The 14,654-nt window shown below is 36.2% G+C and carries 17 protein-coding genes; 3 read left to right on the top strand and 14 right to left on the bottom strand.

Features of this window, described 5'->3' with window-relative positions:
- The first annotated feature begins 9 nt into the window (after nt 1-9).
- Nucleotides 10-291: a hypothetical protein gene (locus J2R98_RS07365; protein ID WP_307067578.1), complete on the top strand. Its 282-nt coding sequence runs from the start codon at nt 10-12 to the stop codon at nt 289-291.
- A gap of 63 nt (nt 292-354) precedes the next feature.
- On the opposite strand, the gene yhaM is transcribed toward J2R98_RS07365, so the two are convergent.
- From yhaM to J2R98_RS07350, 3 genes are read right to left on the bottom strand one after another with little or no spacing between them, the layout of a single operon-like run.
- Nucleotides 355-1,293, bottom strand: a complete 939-nt coding sequence (yhaM, locus tag J2R98_RS07360) for a 3'-5' exoribonuclease YhaM (RefSeq protein WP_307067833.1) — start codon at nt 1,291-1,293, stop codon at nt 355-357.
- Between the two features lie 31 nt (nt 1,294-1,324).
- A complete protein-coding gene (locus tag J2R98_RS07355) occupies nt 1,325-4,291 on the bottom strand; it encodes an AAA family ATPase (protein WP_307067576.1) in 2,967 nt (988 codons plus the stop codon).
- A 1-nt stretch (nt 4,292) separates the two neighbouring features.
- Entirely contained in the window at nt 4,293-5,513 is a 1,221-nt protein-coding gene (locus J2R98_RS07350) for a metallophosphoesterase family protein (protein ID WP_307067574.1), read from the bottom strand.
- 160 nt (nt 5,514-5,673) lie between these two features.
- Between J2R98_RS07350 and J2R98_RS07345 the strand changes: the two genes are divergently transcribed.
- Complete coding sequence (locus J2R98_RS07345; RefSeq protein WP_307067572.1) at nt 5,674-5,859, top strand: YhzD family protein; 186 nt, start codon at nt 5,674-5,676, stop codon at nt 5,857-5,859.
- A 43-nt stretch (nt 5,860-5,902) separates the two neighbouring features.
- On the opposite strand, the gene J2R98_RS07340 is transcribed toward J2R98_RS07345, so the two are convergent.
- Both J2R98_RS07340 and J2R98_RS07335 read right to left on the bottom strand, forming a co-directional pair.
- Entirely contained in the window at nt 5,903-6,253 is a 351-nt protein-coding gene (locus J2R98_RS07340; protein ID WP_307067570.1) for a YlbF/YmcA family competence regulator, read from the bottom strand.
- 80 nt (nt 6,254-6,333) lie between these two features.
- Entirely contained in the window at nt 6,334-7,470 is a 1,137-nt protein-coding gene (locus J2R98_RS07335) for a DUF445 domain-containing protein (RefSeq protein ID WP_307067569.1), read from the bottom strand.
- A gap of 174 nt (nt 7,471-7,644) precedes the next feature.
- Here J2R98_RS07335 and J2R98_RS07330 point away from each other — a divergent pair, with 174 nt between their 5' ends.
- Nucleotides 7,645-7,836, top strand: a complete 192-nt coding sequence (locus J2R98_RS07330; protein ID WP_307067566.1) for a hypothetical protein — start codon at nt 7,645-7,647, stop codon at nt 7,834-7,836.
- A 238-nt stretch (nt 7,837-8,074) separates the two neighbouring features.
- Here J2R98_RS07330 and J2R98_RS07325 read toward each other — a convergent pair whose 3' ends face one another.
- The 9 genes from J2R98_RS07325 to J2R98_RS07285 form a co-directional block, all read right to left on the bottom strand.
- A complete protein-coding gene (locus J2R98_RS07325) occupies nt 8,075-8,272 on the bottom strand; it encodes an alpha/beta-type small acid-soluble spore protein (protein WP_017186732.1) in 198 nt (65 codons plus the stop codon).
- A gap of 76 nt (nt 8,273-8,348) precedes the next feature.
- A complete protein-coding gene (gene fumC / locus J2R98_RS07320; RefSeq protein ID WP_307067563.1) occupies nt 8,349-9,740 on the bottom strand; it encodes a class II fumarate hydratase in 1,392 nt (463 codons plus the stop codon).
- Between the two features lie 125 nt (nt 9,741-9,865).
- Nucleotides 9,866-10,648: a M15 family metallopeptidase gene (locus tag J2R98_RS07315; RefSeq protein ID WP_307067561.1), complete on the bottom strand. Its 783-nt coding sequence runs from the start codon at nt 10,646-10,648 to the stop codon at nt 9,866-9,868.
- Between the two features lie 122 nt (nt 10,649-10,770).
- A complete protein-coding gene (locus tag J2R98_RS07310) occupies nt 10,771-11,010 on the bottom strand; it encodes an IDEAL domain-containing protein (RefSeq protein WP_307067559.1) in 240 nt (79 codons plus the stop codon).
- Between the two features lie 272 nt (nt 11,011-11,282).
- Nucleotides 11,283-12,221: a hypothetical protein gene (locus J2R98_RS07305; RefSeq protein WP_307067556.1), complete on the bottom strand. Its 939-nt coding sequence runs from the start codon at nt 12,219-12,221 to the stop codon at nt 11,283-11,285.
- A gap of 147 nt (nt 12,222-12,368) precedes the next feature.
- Nucleotides 12,369-12,965, bottom strand: coding sequence for an NAD(P)H:quinone oxidoreductase (gene wrbA / locus J2R98_RS07300; protein ID WP_307067554.1), 597 nt, complete (start codon nt 12,963-12,965; stop codon nt 12,369-12,371).
- 77 nt (nt 12,966-13,042) lie between these two features.
- Nucleotides 13,043-13,588 carry a GNAT family N-acetyltransferase gene (locus tag J2R98_RS07295; protein WP_307067552.1) on the bottom strand — a complete coding sequence of 182 codons (546 nt, stop codon included), beginning with the start codon at nt 13,586-13,588 and terminating at the stop codon, nt 13,043-13,045.
- Nucleotides 13,589-13,606: 18 nt separating this feature from the next.
- Entirely contained in the window at nt 13,607-13,900 is a 294-nt protein-coding gene (locus J2R98_RS07290) for an AzlD domain-containing protein (protein WP_146815993.1), read from the bottom strand.
- Nucleotides 13,897-14,637 (bottom strand): AzlC family ABC transporter permease, encoded by a 741-nt coding sequence (locus J2R98_RS07285; RefSeq protein ID WP_307067550.1) that lies wholly within the window; start codon nt 14,635-14,637, stop codon nt 13,897-13,899. Before J2R98_RS07285 ends, J2R98_RS07290 begins: the two co-directional genes overlap by 4 nt.
- Between the last annotated feature and the right edge of the window lie 17 nt (nt 14,638-14,654).

Raw genomic sequence — 14,654 nt, 5'->3', positions numbered from 1 at the left:
GGGTTTTAATTGGAACAAACAGAAAAACAAGGCCAAGTGATCAAATGGGTTTATGGTATAACCGTTACGACCCTTTTATTAGCTGCATTCTCTTTTTTCGGTGATAATCAACCCTCTACAAATCATTACGGTAACATTTTACTTATAGGTATCATGCTTGTTCAAAGTTTATACCAATTTTATAAATCATATAAGGAAGAAGATAAGAAAACGGGTCTCTTCTTGGAAACTATATTCATTTTAGTTGTTCTCATTCTTTTAGGTTGGATGTTAAGTAATCATGTTTTCTAGCCACACATAGTTATAAACAATCCCCCGAAAGATAGAGTATCAATCTACCTTTCGGGGGATCTTTTAAATGGTCGGCTTGTAGAATTGACGATTTTCTAAAGGGAAAATACGATCTGTAAATTCACCTGGTTCAACTGACTCTAATGCACGGTTCATCATATTCATTTTAGCATCCATCATATCAATTAAATGAAGCAACTCAGCTTCACGAACGATTGGCGCTTTCGGACTTCCCCATTCACCTTTTCCGTGGTGACTTAACACAAGGTGTTGAAGTAGCATCACTTCTTCCCCTTCAATCCCTAATTCTTCTGCAGTCACTTTAATTTCATCAACCATCATCGAGATATGTCCTAACATCTTACCTTCTAACGTATAAGTAGGTGACGCTGGACTTGAAAGCTCTTTAACTTTACCGATATCGTGTAAAATAATGCCTGCGTATAATAAGTCTGTATTAATTTCTGAGTAAAGGTCTTTCATTTGTCGTGCGATTTTTAACATACTTACAATGTGATGAATTAAACCAGACGCATACTCATGATGATTTTTCGTCGCAGCAGGATAAGTTAATAAGTCGTCATTATACTTCTTCAAAATAGCTCTAACAATTCTTTGGATATTCGGGTTTTCTAAAGCAAAGATCATTTGCGTTAAATAATCTTGCATTTCTTCAAGCTCAACTGGTGCTTTTTCAATAAAATCTTCAACACGAACTCCGTCCATCTCATTAGACAGTCTAATCTGTCTAATGTTGAGTTGATTCTTACCACGGAACTGACGAATTTCTCCATGCACTTGAACGATTGCTTCTGGCATAAATGTCTCTTCATCTTCTTTCGTCGAATCCCATAGCTTTGCCTCAATTTCACCAGTACGGTCACGAAAAATTATCGTTAAAAATGGCTTACCAGAACTCGTTACACCTTTGTCTACAGATTTAATAAGTAAAAATCCTTCAAATTGTTCCCCTACTTGGCGATGAGCAATTCCCTGTGTCATCGTCATCAAACTCTCCCCTTTTATTCAAAATTTAAAATCGTGAACTCGATGCTTTTCTTTGTAACAGTGATACTTCATTAACATGAGTGATAAATTGGTATGGTTCACAAGAAAAATAAATAAGTTGTTGGTTTTTGCTTTGATTTAGCAAAATAGTCATCATCTGCTTTTTGCGCTCTTCATCAAAATGAACGAAAGCATCATCTAATACGAAAGGAAACCCTTGTGCTTCATTTAAAGATTCATTTAAAGCTAAACGCAAAGCAATATACAATTGGTCTGCTGTACCATCTGACAATTGCTTCACATCAAACCACTTTCCATTTTGATGTTGTACGATTAACGTTTCGTCTTGAGAAAAACGAACATCTATATAAGCAGCTTGTGTCACTTCATTAAATATTTTCGTTGTGAAGTTTAATATTTTAGGTAAATATTCATATTGATAGCGTGCTTTGGTGTCTTGTAATAAGCCTTTAGCCGTTTGAAACACAGCCCACTGCTTAGCAAGCTCAATGACTTCCCCTTCAACCATCGATTTTTCATGAATTAGATCAGACAGCTTCCCATCCTCTTCTAACTGACGAATATTAGCTGTACAGTCAGCCAATTGTTGTCTTAAACTTTCGATCTTATTTTGAATTTCATCATTGTTATGTCTATCTTGACTTAACTGCTCTTCAATTTCAATCCAATTATAAGATTGTTTTATAATGGATTCTGTTTGATCTTGAAATATATTGTAAACAGATTGTCTTGCTTCTTGTTTCTGTCCATCTTTCAATTGATAAGTCTCAAAGTCTCGAACCGCCTGACCTAACGTTTCTTCATTTTCAAAGTTAGTCTCGGTTAACATATGGCGCATTTCGTTTTCGTAAGGTTGGTAACCATCTTTAAGCTCAGACAGTTGATTTTCTAGCTCTACTGCCCAATTTTGTTGATAATTAATTTGTTCATTCAAGTCTTGTTCATACCTCAAGTAATGACGGACTAATTTTATATTAGATGAATGTTCGTCTAGTTCTGCATTATTTATATAATAAGATAAGAAACGTTTCAAATGGTCATCTAACTGATCAATGGATTGTTGTAATTCATCTACTTCGCCTCTTAATTCTCTCTGTTGCCTTATTAAATTTTGAACTTTCGTAAGGACTTCGAATACTTCTTCCCATTGCTCTAATTCATATGATTCCAGCAACGGTAGTGCACCAATTTCATTTAGACGCTTGGTTTCATCTTTTTCTAGTTGTTGTTCTATTTTTAAACGTTCAGATTCAATTTCACGAAGCTCTCCATTTAAATAGTCAATTTTCATTTGAATTTCTTTTAGTTGATCGTTTAATTCGCTTTGTTCTTGAATCACGTACTCTAGATTCTGAATACGTTGATTCAGCTGTTCTTCATCACTATTGTCTGACTCATCTTGATGCTCTAGAATATTCGTAGAAATCTTACGGCTTTGTTGATGCAATAAAACAACGATGAGACTTCCGACGATCGCTACAAGAGATATCGACAACAAATTGGACTGAAACAGAGCATCTGTTACTAATAAAGTCATGAGAATAGCAGTTACCACCCCAACACTCCATTTAGAGACATTCAGGATTTGCCCAAGCTTTTTCAGTTCCTTCTTTTGATTTAGCTTTTGGTTCTTTAACTGCTGCTCGTAATATTGAGACGCTCTCTTTTCTTTTAGTTGTTCTAATTGTTGTTGATTTGACTCAATTTCTTCGGATGATTTGGCATGACGGTCTATTTTGGCCCTTTTCTCTTCTAACTCTTTTAACTCGTTTAACTTTAAGCGTTTTCGCCGCTCAAAGTCACTTAACTTTTCTGCATTTAGTGAAACGTCTTGCGCGAGTCTCACCCATGTTTGTTTTGTGTAGTCCGTTAACTCTAAAGAATTTAGTTGTTCTTCACTTAAGTTGATCCCCACAGATTGTAAATAACTGTTTAGTTTATGTTGTTGCTCTGTAATTTTTGTTTGTAAGCTTTCTTTTTGCTCAAGCTTTTGTTCGAGTTGGACAGTCCAATGCTGAACTTCCTCTAATGTAAAAGGAAAATGTTCCTGTTTAGCTTGTTCCATTAATCGGTTTCGTTCGTCTTTCACACTACTTAACTTATTGATTAAAACTTTAGCACTTTCATCATATTCTTGCCTTTTGGCTTTTACTTGTTCATAACGTTCAATCAAATCTTCAGTTAAATTAGAATGAGTTAATAGCTCTTCCATTTCACGGTCAAGTTTCTGAACTTGTTCAATGGATGATTTAGCTTGTAATAACTTTTGAGCTTCACTAATTTGATTATTAAGATGATTCTTTTCACCTTTAAGGTTTTGAATATCTTGTTCTAACTGTTTAGCCTCTTGATATAGCGTTTGATGTTTCTGTTCACGAGCATGAACTTTTTCGATCTCTTCATTAAGTGACTTTAACTGAATCAGCTTTTCATTCACAGGTGGTTTTCTTCCTTGTTTTTTAAACAGTTTGTCACTATCTTTCGTTAGGTCTTGTTCAAGTTTGACAACGTAATCAGAACCCGTTAAACCTAGATTAAATAGAACTTTCCCAATATCTTCAGTTTGTTTATGACGAATGGCATGTAAGTCTCGATCTTTAAATGAGAAGATTGATTCAAATAAATATTGATCCACTTGCTTCAATATTCGATCTGCCTTGTCTTCGTCTAACTTTTCACCAAGGTGATAGGCTACTCTTTTACCACGATAAATGTGGGCGAAGCGTTCAACGGTATACTCATCTCCTTGGTCATAAACAATAATCCGACCACCTAGTTGACCATCAACTAATGACGTGTACTGCTTACGTTCTGCGGGAGCTAAGCCAAATAACACATACGTTATAAAAATTCTTATTGATGATTTACCAGACTCATTTGGACCATATAAGTAATTAAACCCATCTGTTAGTTCAATCACTTCATCTTTCCACTTACCAAACGAGACGATTTCTAATCGCTTTAAATACACATTAATCCCTTCCATCTTTCAATAACTTTTCGATAATCAGTTGTTCTGCTTCTACTTCAATCTGTTCTAAATCCTGTTTCGTTAAAGTTCCAATTTGTTGCTTGAAATGACGATTATTTAAAAGGTCATCTAAATAACGTTTGCTGTCATCCGTTTCGTCCATCATTTTAATGACTTCGCCAACAAATTGGTTCGATTGCTTTAATTGTTTGCGATCGTATTGAACGACTTGATCAAGTTTCAATGATTGAATCCATACCCAGTCTTCTTCATCATTTTCACCTTCATTTAGTAAATGGAGTAACTCTTCCTCATACTGCCGTAAATGATCTTGCACGAAGACAGTTATTCTAATCCATACTTTTCCTGATTCATGACGTAAGCGATCCTTGTATGCTTTTAACTGTTCGACTAATTCATCAAAAGCAGTACAATTCATGAAAGTTAGCTCTTCTTCAACAAATAAAATGTCTTGTAATTGATGAAATTGAATTTGTGTTTGGTTTTGACTCAAGTCAACGATATAACAACCTTTTTCGCCCGTCTCCTTTATATGTCGCCCTTGAATATTACCAGGGTATACGATGTAAGGTTGGTAAGATAAAATTTCACGTTTATGAATATGTCCAAGCGCCCAATAATCAAAAGGTGTCGCCTTTAACTGTTCTAACAAAAACGGTGCATATTGATCATGCTCGTTATTCGTTTTTGAACTACCGTGCAATGTCGCAATTTGAAAACGGTCATTACTAACAGGAGAGTATTCATGAACTTTTGATTCAGTAACTGCTCTACTTTCATAACTAAACCCGTGGATATCCGCTAGTATTTCTCCATCTTTCTCAAACGGAAATGACGTGACATCTTGTTGTGTAAAAACATATGTATTACTCGGAAAGGTTAAGTCCACTTTTTTCAACATTTGATAATCATGGTTACCGAAACTGATAAAAGCTTTAATGTTATGTTGTTCTAACTTTTTTAAACCATCTTTTAACGCGACTAATGACTTTAATGACGCTGAGTCTTGATCGAACAAATCTCCAACTAATAAAACGAAATCAACTTGTTGTTCAATCGCTAAGTCTATGAGTCGTCTAAAAGCTTTAAACGTACTTGCTTTAACATCTGTTAATATATTTCCTGGTAAATGTCTCATACCTTTGTATGGACTATCGAGGTGTAAGTCGGCACTATGTAAAAATCGAACAGATTGATGCATCGTTGTTCCTCCAATAGTTATAATGTATATTTTATTTTACCAAATTTTAAATACGAATGCACGTTCGGTGAACACAACGAAAATTATGACGTCAGACTATTTACAAAAGTCAACAAAATCCATATAGTTAAGATAAGAAGATACATAGGGAGGAACTGACATGAAGACGTATTACTTAACGGTATATTCCAAAAAAGGCGAAAATTTATTAGATGAAACTTTTGAAGCAAAAGATGATCAAGAAGCTAAAAATGTTGGTACAAAGAAATTAGAAGAACAAGATTATCAGGAACTGACTCACCGTTGTGTTTCACCAGATGGACGTCTTGTTTTATTTCGTCGCTAATAAATAAAGGCTATCGAACTTTAGCTCGATAGCCTTTTTATATTTACTGTTGTTCTTCACCGTATAAATCTTCAAGTGGTTTCGTAATAATTTTACTAATATCACCAATTACTGTATTTAAACGCTGCTCTTCTTCCATTAGGTGTGAAATATCTTCGTTTTGTTGAACAAGCTCAACTACTTGCTTCGCTTTGTTCACTTCTTCTTCAGAAATCTCTTCACCTTGCATTTGCTTTTGCTGTAGGTTTAATTGAGTGTCACGGAAGTTATCGAACATTTGCTTAGTTGAAGGGTCATTCATAACCTTTTCATAAGCATTTTTTAAACCTTGGAATTCTTCGCTTTCACGAAGTCCTTTTTCTAAATCGTAAGCTAAATCATATAAGTTTGACACAATATACCTCCTAAATTGACTAACACATATTCGACTACTACTGTATCAGAGAATGTCCAAGCTGTATAGTATAATCTTTTTTAACTAATAAACAAGACAATGATCCCTTGAACAAATCCAATTGTACCACCTAGGACAGCACCTAAATAAGTAATCATATTGAATTCACGCTTCGTTATTTCTAACACCATTTTTTCTAATCGTGCAACGTCAAATTGATTAACTTCTTTCTGCACCATTCCTGCGATATTGAATGTTTCCATGATCTGTTTTACTTTACCCGCTAATTGATCAAATAACAATTCCACAGCATTCGGGATCACACGTGATATTATCTCATGTTCGAATTGATGATACCACTTTGATATAGGTTGATTTAAATATTGCTCTACATTCAAATGATTTAATAAGTAGTCGGAAACCTTTTCTTCTAAAGTGTCGTCAAAAAAACGCTCCCTTATAACCGAAAGTTCTTTATGTTGCCATTTCAACCATTCAGCTCTTAGCAAAGTCTCAACCGTTTCTTCAGTATCGTTAGAGCGAATGAATTGATTAATCGCTGGGGTGATTTTTTCAACTAAACCTTCTTCTCCTAAGTATGACGACACCATACTTCCTAAAAAACCTTGTGTAGCAAGAAAAGAAGATGCCGATTCAGATAATTTATTTTGTCCTTCGCGGCTGTTAATGTAATCATCGACTTGTTGCAAAATGTACTTTGCAGCTAGCGGAAGTTGCCTGTCAATCGATTCCTTTAAGTCATCAGGTAAAACATCACTTAATGTACGAGACTGATTCTCATCATACAGATTCGTTAACCCGTCATGCACCTTCTGTTTAACCGTGTTTTCAATTGATTCAACTGACAGATCTTCATGAAATTGTTGAAGCAGACCTATTGTTTGTGGATCCTGTTTTAAATATTCCTTTAAACGATCATGAATCATCGTTGTCACTTGAGCTTGAAGGCTGCTGTCTTTTAACTTATCACTAATCGCATCAGCTGTTACTAAGTGATTGGTTACGAGACTGCCTAATTGTTCAGCTAATTCCTCTTGTCGTTTTGGAATTAACCCTGGAGTAAATGGGACTTTCCACTTCCCTATGTATAAAGCTTTGTATGGTTTAAATAACATTTTTATTGCTAAAAAATTTGTCATTCCACCAATAATTGCACCAATTGCAATCATCATTAACATGATCATCACTACACTCATTTTATCGACCTCTTCTAACGCTTATTTGTCCAGTTTTAAAATAGCATACCCTGTTAAAATTATCGACAAATTGTTACTTATAGTCAACAGTTTCCACACATGTTCATGAAGTAAAAACAAATAATAAGACTGTGAGAAACCTGAAGAAGGCTTCTTACAAAAGGAGGTCCTGCAGTGGCTAAACCATCTAAAGATCAAGGTGATGTTAGAAGCGAATACGATTTAGATGTCGACCGTATGATGAACGAAGGTTTAGCAGGTGGTTATGTAACACCGAGATATAACAAGGTGCAAATTGAAGAAGCACATGAAGTAAGGAAAAACGGTGAACCATTTGCAGAAGCCGAAATAACTGAAACAAAATAACCGCTAAAAACGGAGGTTTGGCATAAGCCGGGCCTCTGTTTTTATTATTGTTGGATGACCACGCGTAATTGTCAGATGAACGTGACTTATTGTCGGACCAGAGACTATAATTGTCGGACGAACGAACACAACTTATTATGACTATTGAAACTACGATAAAATTAAATAAAGAGGGTCTCTAATAAAGACCCTCTTTCGACTTTAATAATTAATTTTTGAGTTTCATAAGCTGATCAGCTTACTGACCGCCCATCTGTTGCTCTGCCATTTGTACTAAACGCTTTGTAATTTCACCACCAACTGAACCGTTAGAGCGTGAAGTTGAATCAGGACCAAGCTGTACACCAAATTCTTGTGCGATTTCAGTCTTCATTTGGTCTAAAGCTTGTGCCACACCAGGAACTACTAATTGGTTTGAATTGTTGTTTTGAGCCATTTTGTTCACCTCCTGTGTAATCATTATTGTTAACAGGAGGCGATAGAATATGACCTAATTCTCTAGGTAAATAATGTTATTTAGCGTTCGGTTTTGTCATTTCTTTCGGCACAACTAAGCGATCAAATTCTTCTCCAGATAGAATACCAGTATCTACTGCTGCTTCACGTAACGTTTGGTTATTTTCATGAGCATGCTTAGCAATTTTAGCAGCGTTTTCATAACCAATATGTGGGTTCAGTGCTGTTACAAGCATTAGAGAATCATTTAGATACTTTTCAATCTCTTTCTCATCTGGTTCAAGACCAACTAAGCAACGTTCATCAAATGATACCATACTGTCACCAAGTAACTGACAAGATTGCAGGAAGTTATAAGCAATCATCGGCTTATAGACGTTTAACTCAAAGTTTCCTTGGCTTGCTGCAAAGCCAATTGCTGCGTCATTACCCATAACATGAGCTGCAACCATTGTAATCGCTTCACTTTGTGTTGGATTAACTTTTCCTGGCATAATTGAGCTACCTGGCTCATTAGCTGGAATTGTAATCTCACCGATACCACAACGTGGACCACTTGCTAACCAACGAACATCGTTAGCAATCTTCATAACATCAGCTGCTAGCCCTTTAATCGCACCGTGAGCATGTACTAGTTCGTCATGACTTGTTAGTGCGTGAAACTTATTTTCAGCTGAAACAAACTGGCCATTCGTTTCATCGTTAATTTTCTGTGCTACTGTTTCGGCAAAATCAGGATGTGCGTTAATACCTGTACCAACTGCTGTACCACCTAAAGCAATTTCACGGACATACTTTAACGAATCTTGAATCATTGATTCAGTTTTTACAAGCATACGATGCCAACCACTAATTTCTTGTCCAAGTGTAATAGGTGTCGCATCTTGTAAGTGTGTACGACCAATTTTTACTAGGTCATAGTAAGCATCTGCTTTTTCTTTTAATGTGTTTTTCATTTGACTTAGTGAAGGTAGTAAATGATCTTCAACCTTCTTAACAGCTGCAATATGTAATGCAGTTGGATAAGTGTCATTTGAACTTTGTGACATGTTAACGTCATCATTCGGATGAAGTCTTACTTCTTTACCTTGCTCTTCTAGCCACTCATTACCAACGTAAGCTAACACTTCATTCATATTCATATTTGACTGTGTTCCACTACCTGTTTGCCAAACTACAAGTGGGAAGTGATCAAATAATTCTCCAGCTAATACACGGTCAGCAGCATGAGCAACTGCATCTGCTTTATCACTTTCCAATAAACCTAGAGATTCATTAGCACGTGCTGCACTTTTCTTCAAAATGGCAAACCCTTCAATGATCTCTTTCGGCATTGTTTCGTCACCAATAGGGAAATTTAAAACACTTCTTTGCGTTTGAGCACCCCAGTATTTGTCTGCAGGTACTTTCATTTCACCTAACGTATCTCGTTCAATACGATAATCCATTTTAAAATCCTCCTCCATATAAAAAGAACAACTTTTTAAACCACTTATTATTATAATAATAAATTTAAAGAATTTAAACGAATACCTACTAAAAAAAGGCCTAAAAGATATTAGACCTTTTCAAATTATTCAACTAACCCGAAGTATTCTTCCATTGTTAAACCAGATTCGTAAAGGCTTGTTGCTAATTCTTCACCAACATATCGTAAATGCCACGGTTCGTAATTGTAACCAGTAATATTACTTTTTCCTTCGAGGTAACGTACGATGAAGCCATAGTGATGACTGTGATTTGCTACCCACTCACCCTCAGGCGTATCACTAAAACCTTCACCTAGTCGCAAGCTAAACGATTCGGCTGACACATCCATCGCTAAACCTGTTTGGTGTTCACTATGTCCTGGTTGAGCTGAATATTGTTCGGCATATTCTTGACCATTTCTTTCAACACTAGATGCAAATACAACTTCTTGTGTTTGTTCAGAACGGTATCCGGAAATAGCATATAACTCATGTCCTTCAGCACTGGCCGCCTCGAACAATTCCTCTAATGCATGAGCAGCTTCTTCACGCATATACATTCTCTCTTCAGCCACAACATGAAAATCAACATCTGGAACCGTTAAATCAGGTGGTTCATAACCTTCAGGCAATCGACGTTCTTTATTAACTATGACATCGATTGCGTTTGGATCAGGAACAATAACCGCTTCGCCATCTTCAGTAGGTTCCCCTTCATGTCTAGAATCATCAAGAACTATAATATTCTCTTTATTTTCAAGCCCAACTTCAATCGAATTATAATCATGGCCTACTAAGTTATCTAAATCTACTGTGTTGTTTTGACATGCACTAATAACTAATAACAAGCATACAATAAACGTGGTGTATAATAATCTTGAAGACATCTAATTCCCCATTCTAAAAAAATTCTTTTCCCCATTATAATACAATTATGTAGTTTGTAATATAAAAAAAACAAGAAAAAGCTGCCGTTTAATGGCAGCTTATAATCTCAGTAGATCTATATTTATTTAACATACTTCGCATATTGCTTACTTAATACATAAAATTGTTCAATATCTTGTTGGTCTATCGCTTCATTGATTTGCTCTTCTAGTCGATGTTTATTAAATTCAAATACCATTTCATCAAGCAACAATCTTGAAGCTAGTTTAAATTCATATGGAACTTCACGTCTAGCTTTAATCGCGATCGTTTTCGGAAACTGATATCTAATTAGTACATAAGAGGTAACTTGATTCTTCATGTCCCTTCCCCCTTACTCCTTTTTTCTATTATCCTAAACTTCACTTCTAATTGCAACAATTTTCTGAACCTTTAATGTAATTTATTCATTTAGTGTACTAATGTGTTTGTGCTTTTTAAGAAAAAATAAAATTTATGTTTTCTCTTAAGGGGAGTCCATACTACATTCTATGTAAAAAACACCCTGACGTTATACCGTCAGGGTTAATTCCTCTTGTTGGGAGAGAGGTGTATATGAACTTTGTGTAAGAACACAAAGGTTCACCGATTTCATTAACGGTTACCGTTACCTGGTCCTCCATTGCCATTGCTATTGCCAGGTCCACCGTTACCGTTTCCATTGCCTGGTCCACCATCATTGTTAGGACCTTTGCCATTACTGTTATCAGATCCACCACGGTCTTTGTTTTGACCAGGGGCTTGATCACTATTACCAGGACCACCATTATTAGAACGGTCTTCCTTCTTAGATTCTTTCTCATCTTCATTGCTTGATTCTTCTGTTACTTCAGACTCTTCATTAGAAGATTCTTCAGAGGAATCTTCTTCTACTGATTCTTCATCATTTTCATTTCCTTCTTCTGAAAACTCATCAGTAATTTCGTTTAATTGTTCAAGCAAGCTTTCTACTTCTTCTTCACTATATTTATTTTCTAATCGTTCTAATGAACGCTCGATATTACGTTTTAAAGCTTCTTTTGCGACTGGATTCTTCTTATCTTCCATCGCTTTAGCTAGTGATAAGACGTTTTGACCAATTTGCTTAGAATCAGTTGATTCCTCATCTTCTTCAGTTGATTCTTCGTCTTCTTCTAAACCTTCTTCATCTTCTTCCTCTTCAATACCTTCTTCTTCACGGTATTCACTAGCTTCTTCTAATACGGTTACGACCGCATCAAGATGAGCTTCAGCACTCTCCAAGTCACCAGCTTGATAAGCCTCAAACGCTTGTTCTAACTCTTCTACCGACCATTCTAAAATGCTTTGTGCTAACTCCTCATCACCTTGTTGAATTGCAACAGCTAACTCATTGGATACCATCGTGTAGTATGTAAATAATTGCTCTTCTAGGGATTGCTGTTGCTCTGCAACCTCTTCTGTGTCTGTTTCTTCTGCATTTTCATCATTAGCTGTTATTCCTAGTGGGCTCAAAAATAATGAACCTGTTAAAGTTGTTGCAGTTAACGAGTAAAATATTTTTTTTGAATTCATCTGCTCACCCTTTGCTATTTATTTCTTCGTTACACCATTACGTATATACCAATAGTTTTTGTGGGGGTTTTTAAAAAATCTTTAGAAAATTAATCTAACTGAACAAACTAAACCCCTTGCTATACAGTTACAGCAAGGGCTCTAGAGTTATTGTGAAATTTTTTGTGTAATTTCAAAAGTACGTTTCGCTTGATGTTTCACAGCTTGCTCTACATCATCTTGTAAGTTTCCTTCTCCATCTACTTGGGCACTCGTCCCGTATGGATTACCACCTGAGGCAAAAATCGAATCATCCGTATAACCAGGTGATGCTATAATTGCGCCCCAATGAAACATTGATGTGTAAAAGTGCATAATGGTTTGCTCCTGGCCACCATGCGCATTTTGGGCTGTTGTCATCGCACTTACAACTTTGTTAGCAAGCTTTCCTTGCATCCAAAGGCCACCTGCTTGGTCCATAAACTGTTTGACTTGTGCCGGAACGTTACCGAACCGAGTCGGTAAACTAAAAATAAAACCGTCAGCCCATTCTAGATCTTCTACTTGTGCTTCTGGAACATCTTTCGTATTCTCATAATGATCTTTCCATGCTGGGTTTTGAGCAATTGCCTCTTCTGGAGCTGTTTCAGGAATTTTAACTAACTTAACATCTGCACCAGCTTGTTTTAAAGCTTCTTCTGTCCATTGAGCCATTTTATAATTGGCTCCAGTTGAACTATAATAAAACACTGCCATTTTCGTCATAATAAACACCCTTCCTCGAGAGAACATTTAATGTTTTCAATATAAATGTTCCCATAAAGAAGGGTGTCTATAACAGATTATTGAACTTGCGAAGAGGCAAGAGCTCCTTTTAACTGTTCTAAGTCTTCCCAACCGTAAGCTGTTTCTTCATAAGTTCCCTTTCCGATCGTTACGTTATCTGCTTCGATTTTTCGTGCTCCTAACCGAACATAAAATTGACCGTATGGATTATCAGTTAAAATCCAAACTAACAACGATTGATATCCAAGTTCTTCACACTCTTGAATAAAGGTGTATAACAACTTTTGACCGAACCCTTTTCTTTGATGAGATGGCAAAATATAAATGTCGTAAATTTCTCCATCAAGCTGAGTGTGCTCTGTACGTGACTTACCACCCGAAATAAAACCTGCAATTTCCCCTTCATTTGATTCTACAACGAACACATGGTGACTAGATGAACGTAAAGTCGTTTCCCACATAATTTTTCTATTTTCAAATGAAGTAACTTGTTGTAAGTCATCTTGTTGAATAATTGGTTCGTATGTTAATTTCCACGTATCATCATGAACGTTTGCTATTTGCTCTGCATCGAATACTGTTGCTTGCCTAACCTTTACCATACAACCCCACCTTTACAGCTACATAGTTAATAAAAATACTGTTAAAATCGCACCCACTACAGCAAAGATAACATTTAAATTAAATAATGCAATAATGGTTGCCGTTAACCCACCGAGCAATCCAATCCATGGTTGTTCTGGGATCACCGTCATTATACCTGGAAATACTAAAGCACCTAATGCTGCAAAAGGAATCGCATTCAACCAACGATTGAGCCAAGGTCTAAGTGAGATCTTCTCCATAATAAACGCTGGGATGAATCGCGGAACCATAGTTACAATCGCCATCCCAATAATCGTTGCCATGATCATGCTTCTTCCTCCTTTAACAGCATAATTCCAAGAAAGCTAGCTAATATAGTCGATACTACAATTGCCCAGCCAACTTCAAGTCCAACCTGTTCCATTAATATGTAATTAATTAACATAGCAGCAATAGCAATAATCCCTACTCGCCATTCTTTTTTTACAGATGGCACAAGTAAACCAATAAACATCGCATAAAGCGCAATTCCCATACTATCACTTAAAGTAGTTGGTAGAGCATCGCCAATAATGGCACCCAAAAAGCTTCCAAATACCCACGAAAAATAAGCAACTAATATTAAAGAAGCAAAGAAATACATACCGTGTTGTTTTTTTGATTCTTCCCCATTTAACGACGAGACAGTGAACGTTTCATCAGTAAGACCTAATGATAAACCAAACTTCCACCTAAGAGGTAACGTTCGTATTTTATTCATAAACGACATACTCATGACAAAGTGACGGAAGTTTAGCACGAACGTCGCTACAACGATTTGTAAAAACAGTGCTCCTTGTGCCATCATATTCGCTGCCATAAATTGAGCGGCCCCGGCAAAAACTAGAACACTCATCATTGTTGTTTCAAACGTAGTTAACCCTGATTGCTTCGCTAGAACACCGTAAGCAATGGCAATCGGTAAATACCCTAGAAAAATTGGAAAACCAGCTACAGCTCCTTTTTTGACGGCTGTATATCTCGTCTGTTCTTCTGAATAGTTAACTGCTGTTTCTATATTTCCCACTGCTTATACCTTCTCTC

Source organism: Alkalibacillus filiformis, from assembly GCF_030814115.1.
Lineage (GTDB): Bacteria > Bacillota > Bacilli > Bacillales > Alkalibacillaceae > Alkalibacillus > Alkalibacillus filiformis.
Note: the sequence above shows the minus strand (reverse complement) of the source record. Positions and strands in the feature narration are given on the sequence as shown.